At 44.2% G+C, this 15,224-nt stretch carries 11 protein-coding genes and 7 tRNA genes; 14 read left to right on the top strand and 4 right to left on the bottom strand.

The annotated features are described in order from the left end of the window. Positions 1-34: 34 nt before the first annotated feature. Entirely contained in the window at positions 35-961 is a 927-nt protein-coding gene (locus tag LMJ53_RS05190; RefSeq protein ID WP_229585117.1) for a glycosyltransferase family 2 protein, read from the bottom strand. Between the two features lie 106 nt (positions 962-1,067). Beyond that, positions 1,068-2,486: a TIGR03013 family XrtA/PEP-CTERM system glycosyltransferase gene (locus LMJ53_RS05195; protein WP_324295587.1), complete on the bottom strand. Its 1,419-nt coding sequence runs from the start codon at positions 2,484-2,486 to the stop codon at positions 1,068-1,070. A 250-nt stretch (positions 2,487-2,736) separates the two neighbouring features. Here LMJ53_RS05195 and LMJ53_RS05200 point away from each other — a divergent pair, with 250 nt between their 5' ends. The 4 genes from LMJ53_RS05200 to LMJ53_RS05215 are packed head-to-tail and all read left to right on the top strand — an operon-like array spanning position 2,737 to position 7,477. Further along, on the top strand, positions 2,737-3,375 hold the full coding sequence (locus LMJ53_RS05200; RefSeq protein WP_229585118.1) for an XrtA/PEP-CTERM system exopolysaccharide export protein: 639 nt from the start codon (positions 2,737-2,739) through the stop codon (positions 3,373-3,375). A gap of 49 nt (positions 3,376-3,424) precedes the next feature. Next, entirely contained in the window at positions 3,425-5,011 is a 1,587-nt protein-coding gene (locus tag LMJ53_RS05205) for an XrtA system polysaccharide chain length determinant (RefSeq protein ID WP_229585119.1), read from the top strand. Then, positions 5,008-5,868, top strand: coding sequence for an XrtA-associated tyrosine autokinase (locus LMJ53_RS05210; protein WP_229585120.1), 861 nt, complete (start codon positions 5,008-5,010; stop codon positions 5,866-5,868). Before LMJ53_RS05205 ends, LMJ53_RS05210 begins: the two co-directional genes overlap by 4 nt. After that, the gene (locus LMJ53_RS05215) at positions 5,843-7,477 is read left to right on the top strand and encodes a hypothetical protein (protein WP_229585121.1); all 1,635 of its coding nucleotides are present in this window, start codon (positions 5,843-5,845) and stop codon (positions 7,475-7,477) included. The genes LMJ53_RS05210 and LMJ53_RS05215 overlap by 26 nt, the downstream gene beginning before the upstream one ends. A gap of 71 nt (positions 7,478-7,548) precedes the next feature. Here the strand turns inward: LMJ53_RS05215 and LMJ53_RS05220 are convergent, their stop codons facing one another. Continuing rightward, complete coding sequence (locus LMJ53_RS05220) at positions 7,549-8,547, bottom strand: ExeA family protein (RefSeq protein ID WP_229585122.1); 999 nt, start codon at positions 8,545-8,547, stop codon at positions 7,549-7,551. Between the two features lie 237 nt (positions 8,548-8,784). Between LMJ53_RS05220 and LMJ53_RS05225 the strand changes: the two genes are divergently transcribed. The 8 genes from LMJ53_RS05225 (at position 8,785) to LMJ53_RS05260 (ending at position 11,435) form a co-directional block, all read left to right on the top strand. Next, a tRNA-Ala gene (locus LMJ53_RS05225) sits at positions 8,785-8,860 on the top strand. A gap of 12 nt (positions 8,861-8,872) precedes the next feature. Continuing rightward, positions 8,873-8,948, top strand: a tRNA-Glu gene (locus LMJ53_RS05230). Between the two features lie 31 nt (positions 8,949-8,979). After that, a tRNA-Glu gene (locus LMJ53_RS05235) sits at positions 8,980-9,055 on the top strand. A 25-nt stretch (positions 9,056-9,080) separates the two neighbouring features. Beyond that, positions 9,081-9,156: transfer RNA gene (locus tag LMJ53_RS05240), tRNA-Glu, on the top strand. A gap of 44 nt (positions 9,157-9,200) precedes the next feature. Then, positions 9,201-9,276 (top strand) — tRNA-Ala (locus LMJ53_RS05245). A gap of 11 nt (positions 9,277-9,287) precedes the next feature. Next, positions 9,288-9,363, top strand: a tRNA-Glu gene (locus tag LMJ53_RS05250). A 422-nt stretch (positions 9,364-9,785) separates the two neighbouring features. Then, positions 9,786-9,855, top strand: a tRNA-Ala gene (locus tag LMJ53_RS05255). A gap of 275 nt (positions 9,856-10,130) precedes the next feature. Continuing rightward, positions 10,131-11,435 (top strand): hypothetical protein, encoded by a 1,305-nt coding sequence (locus LMJ53_RS05260; protein WP_229585123.1) that lies wholly within the window; start codon positions 10,131-10,133, stop codon positions 11,433-11,435. A gap of 5 nt (positions 11,436-11,440) precedes the next feature. Here the strand turns inward: LMJ53_RS05260 and LMJ53_RS05265 are convergent, their stop codons facing one another. Continuing rightward, entirely contained in the window at positions 11,441-12,031 is a 591-nt protein-coding gene (locus LMJ53_RS05265) for an arylesterase (RefSeq protein WP_420778844.1), read from the bottom strand. Between LMJ53_RS05265 and LMJ53_RS05270 the strand changes: the two genes are divergently transcribed. Together LMJ53_RS05270 and LMJ53_RS05275 are read left to right on the top strand one after the other, a co-directional pair. After that, positions 12,030-12,734 (top strand): ABC transporter ATP-binding protein, encoded by a 705-nt coding sequence (locus LMJ53_RS05270; RefSeq protein ID WP_229585124.1) that lies wholly within the window; start codon positions 12,030-12,032, stop codon positions 12,732-12,734. The two genes, LMJ53_RS05265 and LMJ53_RS05270, sit on opposite strands and share 2 nt — an antisense overlap. Next, on the top strand, positions 12,724-15,210 hold the full coding sequence (locus LMJ53_RS05275; RefSeq protein WP_229585125.1) for an ABC transporter permease: 2,487 nt from the start codon (positions 12,724-12,726) through the stop codon (positions 15,208-15,210). The genes LMJ53_RS05270 and LMJ53_RS05275 overlap by 11 nt, the downstream gene beginning before the upstream one ends. Positions 15,211-15,224 lie beyond the last annotated feature (14 nt).

Consider the following 15,224-nt stretch of genomic DNA (forward strand, 5'->3'; position numbering starts at 1 on the left):
TGTAAAATCTAGAGTAACTATCTGAACCAAACTATTAGGCCCCATGAATTTTTTTATATTCATTATGTTTAATACCAAACAAACCTGCGATTGTGCCAGCAGCAGAAGCAAATCTGAATAACCCTTCTATCCAGACTTTTTTATTTAATGTCAGTGCACCTTGTATGCATTTTATAAAACCGAAACCGAGCCTAACTAAAAACATTAGTAAACAACGGCCTAAAGCTATTATTGCGCTTTCTTCAAACCGATGACTTCGACTATAACCAATGCCTGAGCGGAAACCCCTGCGTAAAAACCAACTTAGGGAGGCTCTAGATTTTGGAAATTCTTCAATTACGGGCGCTTCAGTAAAGTAGGCTTTGTAACCGGCTTGAGTGCAGCGCAGTGCAAAATGATAATCGCTTGCACCAGTCATGGCAAAACGTCTATCAAAGGTGGGTTGAAACTTTTCCAGAACAGTTCTGCTGAGTAAAAGATTATTAGTATAAAAAATCTTAACTTGCTGACCTTCTGTTAAATGATTTTCGCCATATAAAAGTTGCGTTGCCCAGTTTGGTGTGCCAGTTTCACCGACAGAAATTACATTACTAGTAACAATATCACATTGGTATTTAAGTTGAGCTGCTACTAACTTTTCTAACCAATCTTCTGCCGCAGGCCACTCATCATCATCAATAAATATTAATGCATCATAATCGCGGGTTAAAAACCAACGAGTACAGTTGTTTCGTGCAGCAACAATACCTGGTTCTGCTTCCTGTTGATAATGTATTTTGAATGGCGCTTCTTCGGATATTTGATTGATTAAACTTGCGATTTCAGTTTGGCATGCATTATCAACGACTAAAATTTCAGCTGTCGAATGGCTCAATCTTTGTTTTAACAAAGCGTTGACTAATCTAGTAAGGCCTTGAGGTCTGCGGCAAGTAATAATAGCTACAAGCAATTTAGTTTGCATCTTACAATTCCATAAAATTGCTTGTCTCAAATACCGTTAAATTGGTTCACAGTATTAAGCCTAAAAGTTAAATACAACTTAGCAAGCACAAAAAATGACTATATTGTTATCTGCCCTTACCCAAAACTACGATCTCTACAGTTCTAATCAGAATCGTTAGATCAAGTAACAAACTGCGGTGCTTGATATAGTAAAGATCGAATTTTAATTTTTCTAAGGCATCTTCTGCTGTCGCACCATAAGGGTATTTCAACTGTGCCCAGCCAGTTAAGCCGGGGCGAACGTTATGGCGCTGGGCGTAGTAGGGGATATCTTTAACCAGTTGGTCTACGAACTCAGGGCGTTCTGGGCGCGGGCCTACAAATCCCATTTCGCCTTTAAGCACATTAATTAACTGCGGTAACTCGTCAACACGATATTTACGGATAAAACGGCCAACGCGAGTGACGCGCACGTCATCAGTGGTAGCCCATTGCGCACCGTCTTTTTCAGCATCAATACCCATGCTGCGGAATTTAATGATATGAAACGGTTGGCCATCAAAACCTACTCGGATTTGACGGTAAAGCACGGGGGCACCGGTTTTTCGGCCATCTTCTAAATAAATTAAAAAGGCAGTGATCAGCATGATTGGCCAAGTCAGTAGCAGTGTGAATATGGCTAAGATGGCGTTTAAGCGGTAATCTAAATTCGTTCTAAATTTTTTGCTGCGTGCTAAACCATTAGAGTAAATCACCCAACTTGGGTAAATAAGGTTTACAGCAATTTGCCCCGTTTCACTCTCAATAAAGTCGAGGATGTCGGTAACGTCAATACCGCGTGTTTTGCATTTAAACAACAAATCCACAGGTAACATATTGCGTCGCTCGTCGCAGGCAATCACTAGTTGTTCAATGTTGTGTTTTTCAGCATAGCTAAACAGGTCGTTTAGATAGTCCATGTCGATAAGTTTATCTTCAGGAATATAGCCTTCTTTATCCCCTTCAATACGCACAAAACCGACTAAGTCAAAATAACGTCGGTCGACATCACGGCGCATTCTGTTTTCAATAATAGCTGCGCGCTCGCCTGAACCGAGCACTAAGATTCTACGGCGGTTTAGCCTGACTAAGTCGTGGTATTGGAAAAAGGTGCGGAAGCTACTAATTAGCAATACAGTAACCAATGACGAGAGTAGTAGCGGGATAAAGCCTAAATCAATGTGGTCGGCGATGCTGAAAATAATAAATTCAAGAAATAAAACGTTGAAGCATTGAGTGAGAAATACGCGTTTAACAATACCCGAGCTCGTTTCGCGCAGTTTATGATCATAAAGCCCTAAGGACAGGGTGCAAAGCATGGTAGAAAATGTGAAAACGGCGATATAAACCATTTCCCACTCTAGTGTTAGCGATACCATGGGTTCTGCTGAAACGAAGCCAGCGAGGATGAAACCAAGATGGGCAGATAACAAAATTAAACTGATTTCACCCAACATCAGTATCTTATCGGATACTTTTGAGCGATTAATCCTTGTGCTGAACATAACACATCCTTGGTACTAGCTGGTGTTTTAACTCGTTTTGCGGAACGTTAAACATCACGAATTGCAGTTTAGGTAATATAAATAGACATTCTCATGATAGTACCTTTAAACTAGTCGAATGTCGATCTGTAATCTAGCTGAATTAACGCTGAATTCCTAGTTGCGTTTTTGAAATTAACCTTTAAAAAGTGCAGCCAAATGACGAACTTTTAGTTATATTGATGATGCATCAGACACAAGGACACGTTTTATGAATAACAAGTTAAACGTTAAAATAACTTTCTCCGCGCTTGTTGCTGCAACTTTGCTGCTTAGCGGTTGCGCTCAAAATAGTACTCTGCCGCGTGCATCAGTGCAGAACTCGGTAACGACTTCTGTTGATAATTATCAGTATTTGATTGGTCCTGATGATTCACTAACTATCTTTGTTTGGCGTAACCCAGAGCTTTCTGGGAATTTTATTGTGCGACCCGACGGTAAAATCTCAACCTCACTAATCGAGGATGTAGAGGTTAGCGGTAAAACCCCTACGCAACTAGCGCGTGACATGGAGCTTATTTTAGCTAAGTACATTCGTGATCCGGTTGTAACAGTGTCAGTGAATAATTTTGTTGGCCCTTACAGCGAACAAGTTCGTGTTATTGGCCAAGCGCTCAATCCGCAAGCCGTTAATTATCGCCAGTACATGACATTACTCGATGTAATGATTACGGTAGGCGGCTTAACAGAATTTGCAGATGGCAATAATGCTAAATTAGTGCGTACCACCAATGGTTCGCAACGTACTTATAACATCCGTTTAGATGACTTAGTTCGTGAAGGTGAAATCTCCGCTAACGTAGATATCTTACCTGGTGACATCATTATTGTTCCTGAAGCATGGTTTTAATCGACAGCGCTGGGCTTTTACCCTTATCGCAACACGGAGTTAGTAGTACATGAAGGAGTTAAACCACGCTATCGAGCAACTGTTAATTCAGCTGCATGGTATTTGGATCCGTCGTAGATACGTCATTATTACAGCTTGGTTAATATGCCCTGCTGCATGGTTTGCTATTTATAAAATGCCACCGGTTTACCAAGCCGATGCGCGTGTCTATTTTGATACTCAATCTATTCTTGAGCCGTTATTGCGAGGCCTCACGGTTAATCGTAACGCAGAGATGGAAGTCCAAGCTCTAGCGCGGTTAGTGTTAACGCGGCCCAACTTAGAAAATGTTGCGCGTAAAACCGATTTAGGTAAAGTCGCTTTAAGCAGTAAAGACTTTGAAAAAGTCGTCGATGATTTGGAAAAAAGCATCAAGCTTACCGTGCAAGGCGGTCGGCGTGAAGTAAACATTTATACCGTTTCCTATGAAAATAGTAACCCGCAATTAGCGTTAAAAGTGGTGCAAGAAATGCTGAGTGTGTTTATTGAAACTCGGTTAGGCACCAATCGGTCAGATCAGCTTTCTGCTGAGCGATTCATTACAGCGCAAATTGAAGAATACGAACGCCGTTTGCTAGAAGCGGAACGAAAACGTTCAGAGTTTCGTCGTAACCAGATGACCATTCTCGAGGGCGGTGAGGCCAATTATTATAATCGGATCAGTCAAGCTGAAGCTGAACGTGCATCGGCAGAGTTGGAGATACAACAGCTGCAACAACGTATTTTAAGTGCCAAGCGTGACTTAAATGAGTTAACTAGCCTAGGCGGTGAAGGCCGGGCACCTTCAACACAGTTTGACGCGCGCATTACCGAGGTAAAGAGCACGTTATCTACTCTAAAATTACGCTTTACTGAAAATCATCCCGATGTTGTTGAGTTTACTCGTTTACTTGAGCAGTTAGAACAGCAACGTAAAGATGAAATTGCCTTGTTAAAAGAAACCGGTGGTATGTCAGAAACTAACGCCGCTTTGCTGATGCAAAGCCCGCTTTACCAAAGTTTGGTTACCAGCATTTCTAATTTTGAGTCAGAAATTGTTTCTAGAAAAATTCTAATTAACAAGTTAGACGAAACGATTCAAACGCTAAGAAATAGTCTGCATTTAATTCCGCAAATAGAAGCTGAGTACGCAGCCTTAAATCGTGATTATGATACTAACCGGGCGCAATATGAGACGTTGTTATCACGGCGTGAGTCTGCAGAAATGGCACGTAAGGTAGACTCAACAGAGTCAGAAGGGCAGTTCCGCGTTATAGACCCGCCACGAGTGCCAATGCTCCCTTCTGGTCCGAAGCGGCTTCTTTTCTATACTATTGCGTTGTTTGCAGGTATTGCTGCTGGTGTGGGTATGGCTTTCCTAAGAAACTTACTGTCACCGGTGTTAACCAGTGCGGCACAACTAAGAAGTATTTCAGCCTTTCCTGTGTTTGGTGTGGTATCGCATACCAATAAGAAGCAAATTCAAAAAGTCAGTAGAACGCATTTGTTTTATTTCATTATGTTAAGCGGTATGTTGTTGATGGTGTATATGGGCTTGATGGTGAACGAGTTACTATTTGGTAAGCCTGCTGAAATGTTGTTGAGGGTGATCCAATGAGTTTAATTGAAAAAGCAATACAGCAACAGCAAGCCAATCAACAAAGCCAACCGCAGTCAGCCTCTGCTGCAGATCCTGTTATTGAAGTGACAATGGCTGAACATGAACATAAAGATAGGCCGGCCAAGCCAATAATAACCCTAAATCTTGATGCGTTACGTCAAAAAAACTTTGTAAGCTTATCTGCAGAGCGGCGGTTGATTAACGAAGAATACCGTGTGATTAAACGTAAAATTCTTAACAATGCATTTGGACAATTAAGCACTACCTTGCATCATCCTAATTTAGTGTTAGTTTCTAGCTCACGGCCGGGTGAGGGTAAAACTTTTACCTCCATCAATTTGGCGTTGAGTATGGCGTTAGAGCAAGATAAGACCATTTTGTTGGTCGATACTGATGTGCTGCGCCCTTCGGTATCAAAAACACTTAATTTAAATTTAGAGTATGGTCTGACCGAGTATTTACTGTCAGATAGCCTAAGCGTTGAAGACATTATTTACTCTACCAATGTTGATCGTTTAAAAATTATTGGCGCAGGGCAACCGCATCATTTATCTACTGAGTTACTCGCCAGTGAAAAAATGTTGAAATTATCCAGAGAGTTTGCCGAACGTTACCCTGATCGTCTGGTTATTTTTGATGCACCGCCTTTGTTAGGTGTGAATGAAACTGCGGTCTTAGCGGCAATGTGTGGCCAAGCAATTATTGTAGTAGAAGAGAATCGGTCTAAAGTCTCTGAGATTGAACAGGCAGCCTCATTATTGCCTGAAAATCTCGCTGTGGGTTTTGTTATTAACAAAGCGCACCGAAATCAGGGCAAAGGATATGGTTATGGCTATTATTATGGCGCGGAATAACAAGCAACAACATCTTGCTAAAGCGAGGTTGCACTCGTTGTTGTTACTATTACCGGTTGCATTGCTGCCTACAGCATTAAATGCTGCTGAAACCAAGATTACGCCGTTATTTAAAACGGCTTTATATGGCTATCAGATTGAAACTACCGAGTCTGATCAGACGGATGATGGCGCGGCTTGGGAGTTATCTCCCGGCCTTGTTTTCAATCGCCAGTCAGCCAATATGCAAACACAACTGCTTTGGCAGCATGAATCCGTTGCTTATGATGACGCCCAGCGCGATGGTGGCAGTTATAACGAGTTTCAATTTGTTAACCAAATCACCGCTTTAAACAAGCGTTTATCTTGGCAACTTAACGCCCAACAAAACTATTTAGTGAGAAACAGCCGTTTCGGTATTTTTTCTGACAAAATCACCGGTGCTGAGAATCTCAGTAAAGCCAATAGTTATGGAACACAAGTCCGTTATAGTAATTCGCCTTCAGCTGTCTATATCACTGATATTGCAGTGCAATATCGTAAATCTGAAGCTGCAGCAAGTATTGTTGATGATGGTTTTACTAATTTTGATACTGATACCTACAATGCTAATTTACGCCTAGGTACTAATAACCGTGGTTTAAATTTTTTCTGGTTATTTGAGGCAAGCTTACAAGAAACTGAGCGTGATTTAGGCAATGACATATCGGGTAGTTTGTATAACATTGCTATCGGTGTGCCTTTTGCGCCAAACTTTTCGTTTTTTGGGCGGTTAGGCGCGGAAAAAGCCGATAACGGCTCAATTTACGATAACAGTTTTGATTATTTTGGCGGTGGTGTTGAATACCGTTTTGGCGCTAAGTCGCGTGTAAACTTGACCATGAACCGCAGTGACTCTAATGCTTTTGATCAAAAAACAGAAACAGACACCTATGTCGCATCTGATTTCTTGTTAGCCTTAAGCCGCAGAACCAGTTTAGAAGGTTCATTTGATCGCCGCTATTTTGGCCGAACTATGCGCTTAAGTGGTAAGTATGATTTGCGGTTTTTGTCGGTGAGGTTAAGTGTTTCGGAAAATGTTCGCACGCAAAACCTGTTTGACAACGAACTAGATGATTTAGGTGTGTTTGTTTGCCCAGATGGCGCATCTGACTTTAATGCCTGCTTTAAGCCACCGACAAATCAATATGTGCCTGTTTTTGGTGAGTCGTTACAGCAAGTCAGTATCAATAACGCTGAGTTGCGCCAAGAACTAGTAAAAGTGCGAACTGAAAGTATCAACATTGCTTATAGCAAAAATCGTTTAGCGTTGAATCTGCTGTTTTCAGACAGTGAAACTGAATATGTAGAAACGGGTGCGGCTAACTCCAACCAAAGTGCGAGTTTGCAAGCATCATGGCTGCTCAATGAGCATAATAAACTGTTGTTCGATGTAACGCATTACAACACTAAGTATATTACTGAATTAAGAACAGATAAAAACTTGTCTGCCTCGTTAAGTTATTTACGCACCATCAATACACATTCTACTGCAAGGTTAGCTTTACGCAGGTTAGATCGAGATTCAAACCAATCGGAATTTGATAATGCTGAGAATCGGGTATGGCTGGAATACCAATATCGTTTCTAAGCTTAAACCTGTTGTGTTTAAAATAAAACGGCGCATTAAGCGCCGTTTTTATGTGTATCGGTAGCTGTAGCTTATTTTGCTTGTTGCTGACGTTGCAAAATAAGTTCATCAAGCTCTTTTATTAACTTAAGCTTCTGCTCTAAAGACTCATCTAATAACTGCTGCACTGAAGCACTGCCAAGCGCGGCAGGCGAGGGTGATGTAGTTACTGGAGCTTCGCTTTCACTTTTAATATTTTGAGGGCTGGCAGGTGTTTGGTGAGCAATTTCTTCGGAAATTTCATTAATCACGCTTTGTACATGCTCTGCACTAATCGTTTTATGCTGCTCCAGATAACCAAGTAGTAACACGCGGTCCATTAGCAGGTTAATGCGCCTTGGAATACCGCGGCTGAACTGCTGTACTAGCGGGAAGCATTCATCTTCTAATAAAGAATGTTTTACCCCTGCCATATTTAAACGAAATTCAACGTACTCTTTTGTTTCAACTTCAAGTAGTGGCACTAAGTTACTAGAGGCAATAATGCGCTGTCGAAACTGTTCCATATTCGGCGCCTGGATAACAGGGTTAAGCTCGTTTTGTCCCAATAAAAAACTCTGTAGTAGTGGCTTACCGTCTATTTGAAAGTTCGATAGCATGCGCAACTCTTCAATCGACTCTAAAGGTAAGTTCTGCGCCTCATCGACTAATAACAGCGCCCTGCGATGCATTGAGTGTAAACGCTTTAAGAAGATATAGATGGCATCCAGATAGCTAGCTTTGTTGTTCTCTTCAACTTTTAAATTAAATGAGTTCGCAATCATCCGAATAAGGTCGTCAGGCTCTAATTTTGAGGTTACGATTTGTCTGGCAACAATTTCATCTTGATTGAGCATTGATAGTAACTGACTGGCCAGCGTGGTTTTGCCGGTACCAACATCACCCGTGATAACAATAAAGCCTTCGCCTTGGGTTAAACCATACTGTAAGTAAGCGAGCGCTTTTTTATGCAAACGGCTAGCAAAAAACCAATTGCTGTTATGAGTAAGTTGAAAAGGCCGCTCCGTAAATCCATAGTATGACTCGTACATCGTTAATCCTTCCAGAAGCTCTTCATCGGTAAACTGAGCGTAGTGTATACAAAATCCAAGGCTAACACTAAACAAAAGCGTGTTAATGGCTTAAACATGATTAAGGCTGGTGATAGTTTAAAATTTACTCGAACAATCGGGCTGTTATAAAAAACTGTTGACACTTTTGAGGCACCACCCTAGAATGCGCCCCGTGTTCAGCGATAAGCTAAGTTTAGAGTTGGCACAGAAAAGTGTGGGGCTATAGCTCAGCTGGGAGAGCGCTTGCATGGCATGCAAGAGGTCAGCGGTTCGATCCCGCTTAGCTCCACCAAAATTTTATTGCGTCCCCTTCGTCTAGAGGCCTAGGACACCGCCCTTTCACGGCGGTAACAGGGGTTCGAATCCCCTAGGGGACGCCACTAAATTTTACACTTTTCAGACTGTTACAGCGTCCCCTTCGTCTAGAGGCCTAGGACACCGCCCTTTCACGGCGGTAACAGGGGTTCGAATCCCCTAGGGGACGCCAATTCAGTCACGCTTTTCACTGTTATGTCCCCTTCGTCTAGAGGCCTAGGACACCGCCCTTTCACGGCGGTAACAGGGGTTCGAATCCCCTAGGGGACGCCATTATTTATCAGTGGCTGTAAATTCCCAGACCGACTTTACATTTCGGGGCTATAGCTCAGCTGGGAGAGCGCTTGCATGGCATGCAAGAGGTCAGCGGTTCGATCCCGCTTAGCTCCACCAATTTCCAGTGCGTCCCCTTCGTCTAGAGGCCTAGGACACCGCCCTTTCACGGCGGTAACAGGGGTTCGAATCCCCTAGGGGACGCCATCTTTATTTCTGCTTCAAAACTCAAAACTCAAAACTCAAAACTCAAAACTCAAAACACCTACTCGCCGTGATGGCGGTGTGGACACCGCGCTATTGTCTTGGCACGGCGGTAGCAGGGGGCGAATCCCCTAGGGGACGCAATCTATTAACCATTATCATATTAATTTCTCTACTGCTTTCGCCGTGAATGGCGGTGCGGACACCGCGCTTTTTTCTTGGCACGTCGGTAATAGGGGTTCAAATCCTCTAGGGGACGCCATTCTCACTTTAAAAATCAATTAAACATCATACTCTGCTGCCGTGAATGGCGGTGCGGACACCGCGCTATTGTCTTTGCACGGCGGTAACAGGGGTTCGAATCCCCTAGGGGACGCCAATTTCAAACTAATTCTTCCGCATTTTAATTGTTTCCACGCCGTGATGGCGGTGCGGACACCGCGCTTTTGCCTTTGCACGGCGGTAACAGGGGTTCGAATCCCCTAGGGGACGCCATCTTTGTTTATGCTTCAAAACTCAAAACTCAAAACTCAAAACACCTACTCATCATGATGGCGGTGTGGACACCGCGCTTTTGCCTTTGCACGGCGGAAGCCGGGGTTCGAATCCCCTAGGGGACGAAATTCTTAACTTAAATGCTGATATCTCAATTGTGATGCTGCTGAAATGCCCTTTAGCTTATGAAAGGCTTCGCATTTGAACAGGGTAATGTGCTAACCTGCTGCGCGTTTAGGTATCCTTCCGAGTCATCTGTTGGTAGAGGTAAGCAAATGGTTTTCGCTAGAAAACTGGCTATTTTTATTTTCAAAGCCTTTGTTATATTTGCTTTAATAATGTCGTTATTGTTCTGGGGGCTAACCACTTCTGGTCAGGTAGTTTCACCTACCTTAAGCAGTGACGATGTGAAGATCTCGCAACAGGTGCTATCTACCAATTTAGCTAAATTTCAAAAAGCAGCCGGTAATATCGAGTTAGTGTTTAATCAAGCTGACTTTGATGCCATGAGTAATGTGGCCAGTCATACTTTGCAGCCTTTAGTTTTTCAAGTTGCACTATTTGAGAGCAGTGCTGTTTTTAATGTTGTCTACAGCTTGCCTGAACTGTTTCAGCCGCGTTTAATTCATGCTTATTGTTTTTTTGCGGAGACGTCTCAAGGCTTTGCCATTGACACTTGTAAAATAGGCCGATTACCTGTTTCGGGTCGAATAGCCAATTACCTGCTCAAAAAGTCTGTTCTTTTATTATTAGACTCACCTTCTGATCAGCAAGTATTACAGCTTCTTAAAACGGCTCAGGTACGTGAACGGCAACTAAGGTTTCATAGTGAGCAGCCTGAGAGTATTTCTTTAGCTTTAAATCCTAGTCTGTTTAACAGCCAATCTGGGGTGGAAACGTTATGGAATCGTGATGCGGTGTTAGCTGATCTCGATATTGAATTTTACCTGCAAGCGCTAAAGCAACTGGTTTTGGTTCATCCTGCTGAGCGTCGCTTAGCTTTTTATCTGCAGCAACTGCTGAAAACAGCTTTAATTCGTGCTGAGTCTAGTGATCTTGAAACTGAGTATCGTAATGCCTTGTGGGCTTTGGTCGTGGCATTTGGCAATAAGAAATTTTCTGCATACTTAACAGAACCTATTGATAAGAGCTTGCTAAGTGGTTTTCCAAGATTAACCCTAGCAGGGCGCGCTGATTTAACGCTGCATTTTTTATATTCAGCGGCATTTAAAAGCATGAGTAATACCTACTTTGCCGGGCAAATAGGTTTTCTAAAAGAAATTAATGATGCCGGTCGAGGGGGTAGCGGTTTTAGTTTTGTTGACCAGGCCGCAAATAAAGCGGGTGTGTTTTTAGTACAACAACTTGAAAATATTAACCCTCGATTATTGCATGAGCTTACTCCTGCAGAGTTTGAGCAAGCCTTTTTTCCTGCCATTACTGATTTACCTGAAGGAATAACGGAAGCCCAGTTTAAACAAGAATGGGGTGGCGCATCCGACCCTCGCTATCAAGCAAAGGAGCAGTTGATCGAGCAACGCCTTGCTGATTTAATTTTATATAAAACAGACGCTAACTGAACGGGCTAAGGCGCCTGTTCAAGCTGCATAATTAACGGCAGCATAATATCCCTTATCAACGGCTGCGCCTCAGCCGTCGGGTGAATACCATCCTGCATCATCAATTCTGGTTTAATCGCAATCTCATCCATAAAGAACGGCCATAGCGGGATCTGATGTTGCTCGGCGAGTGTCGGGTAGATCGCGGTGAAGCGCTCAACGTAACGTGGTCCGTAGTTGGGTGGAATGCGTATTTGCATAAGTATCGGTTGGGCATTATGCTGCTTGGCTGTGATAATAATTTGTTGCAATTGATCTTCGATTAGCTGTGGCGTAAACCCCCGTAAGCCATCGTTGCCGCCAAGTTCAACTAATACCCAAGTGGGTTGATGTTCTTTTAGAAGTGCCGGTAAACGGGCGAGGGCGCCACCGGTGGTTTCGCCGCTGATGCTGGCGTTAATTAGCGTGAGCTCGGTTTTTTCGGCCAATAGGGCGGGCCAGCCTTGTGATTCTTGTAAGCCATAAGCCGCACTTAAGCTATCGCCAAGGATCATGAACTTTTGGGCCAGAGCGTTCTGGCTAATAATAAACAATACAAAACATAAGATGATGCGCATGACTAAACTACCTGAAATTCATATTAAAGCGGTTAACCTTGCTAAACGGGTGAATGTTAGCGAAGGATCACTGACTATCCTGCATGATATTAGTCTGACAATCAATCAAGGCGAGACTGTCGCCATTGTTGGTGCGTCTGGTTCAGGCAAATCGACCTTATTGAGTTTATTGGCCGGCTTAGATGTGCCCAGTGCCGGTGAAGTGTTTTTAACCGGGCAGCCGCTACATAGCTTATCTGAAGATGACCGTGCCGGGATCCGCGCGGCGCATGTTGGTTTTGTGTTTCAATCGTTCTTATTGCTACCCAGTTTAACCGCCATTGAAAATATCACCTTACCCGCCGAGCTTGCCGGCGATAAGCAGGCAAGACAACGCGCGTTAACGCTATTAAAACAAGTTGGCCTACAAGACCGTGCAGATTTTTATCCAGCGCAGTTATCGGGGGGGGAACAGCAACGCGTGGCCATTGCTCGCGCCTTTATTACGCAGCCGGCCATTTTATTTGCCGATGAACCTTCCGCCAATTTAGATGCCACGACCGGCCAGCGTATTGAAGATTTATTGTTTGAATTAAACCAGCAACAAGGCACCACCTTGGTGTTAGTTACGCACAATGCAGAACTTGCTGCACGTTGTCAGCGCCAGTTAAAAATGCAAGCAGGGCGTTTTGTTGAAACAGAGGAGCCAGCTGATGTGGGCTAGTATTGCCTGGCGCTTATTTTGGCGTGAATTAAAACGCGGCGAGTTGTGGGTGATTGCCTTTGCGCTGTTTTTAGCGGTTTTCTCTGTGGTTAGCTTAAGTGGCATTACCCAAACAGTGCGCGTTGCGCTGGAGCAGCGCAGTGCGCAATTTATTGCTGCGGATCGCGTTCTTGGTTCTAGTCAGCCATTTAACCCAGAAATTATTCGTTTAGCTCAGCAGCAAACATTGCAAGTGGCGCAGCAAATGCAGTTCGATTCCATGCTGTTTAGTGAACAACAGATGCAATTAGCAACCATAAAAGCCGTTGATAATGCTTACCCACTTCGCGGTGAGTTGGTTCTTCACCAATCCGATAATGTGTTAAACGGTGAGTTGGGCAGCTTAACGCCCGGGCAAATTTGGGTTGAACCGCGTTTGCTGGGATTACTTGAGGTGTCTATTGGTGATGACATTGAATTAGGCAGCAGCCGTTTGCAAGTTGCTGGTGTTATCGTTAATGAACCGGATGCGCCTTTAAGTGTATTTGGTGGTTCGCCCCGCGTGATCATGCACATCGCAGATGTTGCGGCCACCGGCATTGTGCAGCCGGGCAGTCGTATTAGTTACCGTTATTTATTTGCCGGTGGCAATGCTGAATTAGACCGTTTTGCTACTGAGGTAACGCCTTTAATGTCGGTACACGAGCGTTGGCGCAATCGTGATCGGCAAACCGCCGTGGGTGGCGCGTTAGAGCGGGCTGAGCGGTTTTTATTATTAGCTGGCTTGCTGGGTATCGTGTTAGCCGCTTGTGCTGCTGCGGTAGCCGCAAGCCGTTATAGTCAGCGGCATGCGCAAGCCGTTGCCATTATCAAAGCGCTTGGGGCGAGCACCGCCCAAGTTCGGCGCATTTATAGCAGTCATTTAATGTTGGTGGTGTTGTTTAGCTTAGGCTTAGGTTTACTGCTGGGGCAGGTAACCTTGCTGGGCGTAGAATCGGCCATTGTGCTTTATGTCGGTGATTTTCGGCCTGAGTTTAGTTTGCGGCCAATATGGCTGGGTAGCCTAACCTGTATTTTATGTGCCTTACTGTTTGCCGCGCGGCCTTTATGGCAATTAACCATCACCCCTGCCATCCAAGTACTAAAACAACCGGTGCAGCAGTTGGCGTTTGATCGTTGGCAATTTATCACCGGCGCTGTCGCGGTATTCGGTTTAATGTGGCTATTTTCAGGTGAATGGTTAATTAGCATCGGCTTGTTTTTGGTTTGTGGGGTGTTCGTCGGTGTGCTATTAGGTATCGCCGCCTTAATGGTGAAAGCCGCTAAACCGGTAGCCGCGGGCCAAAGCAGTGCTGGCAAGTTGGCGCTGGCCAATTTACGCCGTAGATTATGGGCGAACAGCTTTCAGTTAATTACCTTTTCTTTAGCGTTGTTCTTGGCGTTGTTGCTGTATTTTGTTCGCGCCGAATTAATTGGTCAGTGGCAACAGCAGATCCCAGAAGGTGCACCCAATCACTTTCTGGTGAATGTCAGCGAAGCGCAGCGTAGCCAATTAGCAGACTTTGCCAAAGCGCATCAACTACAATCCGAGCCGTTTTATCCGGTGGTGCGGGGGCGTTTAGTGCAAGTGAACCAAGAGCAAATGCGCGATGAAGCCACAAAAGAAGATCGTACTGAACAACGCACAGGGGTTGGGCGCGAGTTAAACCTAACGTGGCTATCCACCTTACCTACGGCCAATAAAATCTTAAGTGGTAACTGGTTTTCAACTGAAAGTCGCGGTGAAGTGTCGGTAGAGCAAGAACTCGCTGAGCGTTTAGGTTTGAAATTAGATGACCAGCTGCAGTTTTCTATTGGCGGGCAAATGGTCTCGGCCAAGATCAGCAGCATTCGTCAGGTCGATTGGAACAGCTTGCAGCCAAATTTCTACATGATTTTAAGCCCAGATTTGTTGGAAGCTTTTCCAGCGAGCTATATCACGGCGTTTTATATCGAGCCGGATCGCTATCAGCTCGTCAATCAGTTAGCGCGTTTGATGCCTACGGTCACTGTATTAAGTGTCGAGGCAATAATCAAACAGGTGCAAGACATTATTGCGCAAGTCACGGTCGCACTTAGCTTTATATTACTGATTATTATTTTGGCTTCTGCATTGGTACTGGTAGCACAGGTGCAAGCGACATTAGAGCAGCGCGAGCAAGAGTTAGCCATATTGCGTACCCTAGGCGCGCGTTATGCTTTTTTACGCAATGCGCTAATCTTAGAGTTTACTTTTTTAGGGGCGTTAGCGGGCTTGTTTGCCACAGTGCTGGCAGAAGTGTTGTTATTAACCCTGCAACAGCGCTTGTTTGAATTACCCTTTAGTTTTCACTATGCCTTATGGTGGATGGGGCCGCTCAGTGGTGCGCTGTTAGTGTCGGCTTTGGGCTGGTGGCAGTTACGCCGTTTATTGCAAGTGCCAGGTGCGGTATTGATCCGCCGGGTGCTGCAAGGATAATGGCTGAAAAGCCA

The sequence above is a fragment of the Rheinheimera sp. UJ51 genome, from assembly GCF_020819615.1.
Taxonomy (GTDB): domain Bacteria; phylum Pseudomonadota; class Gammaproteobacteria; order Enterobacterales; family Alteromonadaceae; genus Alishewanella; species Alishewanella maricola.

Bases quoted from the DNA above. Each gene is read 5' to 3' on its own strand.
- LMJ53_RS05190 (WP_229585117.1), bottom strand. From the start codon at position 961: ATGCAAACTAAATTGCTTGTAGCTATTATTACTTGCCGCAGACCTCAA.
- LMJ53_RS05195 (WP_324295587.1), bottom strand. From the start codon at position 2,486: ATGTTCAGCACAAGGATTAATCGCTCAAAAGTATCCGATAAGATACTG.
- LMJ53_RS05200 (WP_229585118.1), top strand. From the start codon at position 2,737: ATGAATAACAAGTTAAACGTTAAAATAACTTTCTCCGCGCTTGTTGCT.
- LMJ53_RS05205 (WP_229585119.1), top strand. From the start codon at position 3,425: ATGAAGGAGTTAAACCACGCTATCGAGCAACTGTTAATTCAGCTGCAT.
- LMJ53_RS05210 (WP_229585120.1), top strand. From the start codon at position 5,008: ATGAGTTTAATTGAAAAAGCAATACAGCAACAGCAAGCCAATCAACAA.
- LMJ53_RS05215 (WP_229585121.1), top strand. From the start codon at position 5,843: ATGGCTATTATTATGGCGCGGAATAACAAGCAACAACATCTTGCTAAA.
- LMJ53_RS05220 (WP_229585122.1), bottom strand. From the start codon at position 8,547: ATGTACGAGTCATACTATGGATTTACGGAGCGGCCTTTTCAACTTACT.
- LMJ53_RS05260 (WP_229585123.1), top strand. From the start codon at position 10,131: ATGGTTTTCGCTAGAAAACTGGCTATTTTTATTTTCAAAGCCTTTGTT.
- LMJ53_RS05270 (WP_229585124.1), top strand. From the start codon at position 12,030: ATGACTAAACTACCTGAAATTCATATTAAAGCGGTTAACCTTGCTAAA.
- LMJ53_RS05265 (WP_420778844.1), bottom strand. From the start codon at position 12,031: ATGCGCATCATCTTATGTTTTGTATTGTTTATTATTAGCCAGAACGCT.
- LMJ53_RS05275 (WP_229585125.1), top strand. From the start codon at position 12,724: ATGTGGGCTAGTATTGCCTGGCGCTTATTTTGGCGTGAATTAAAACGC.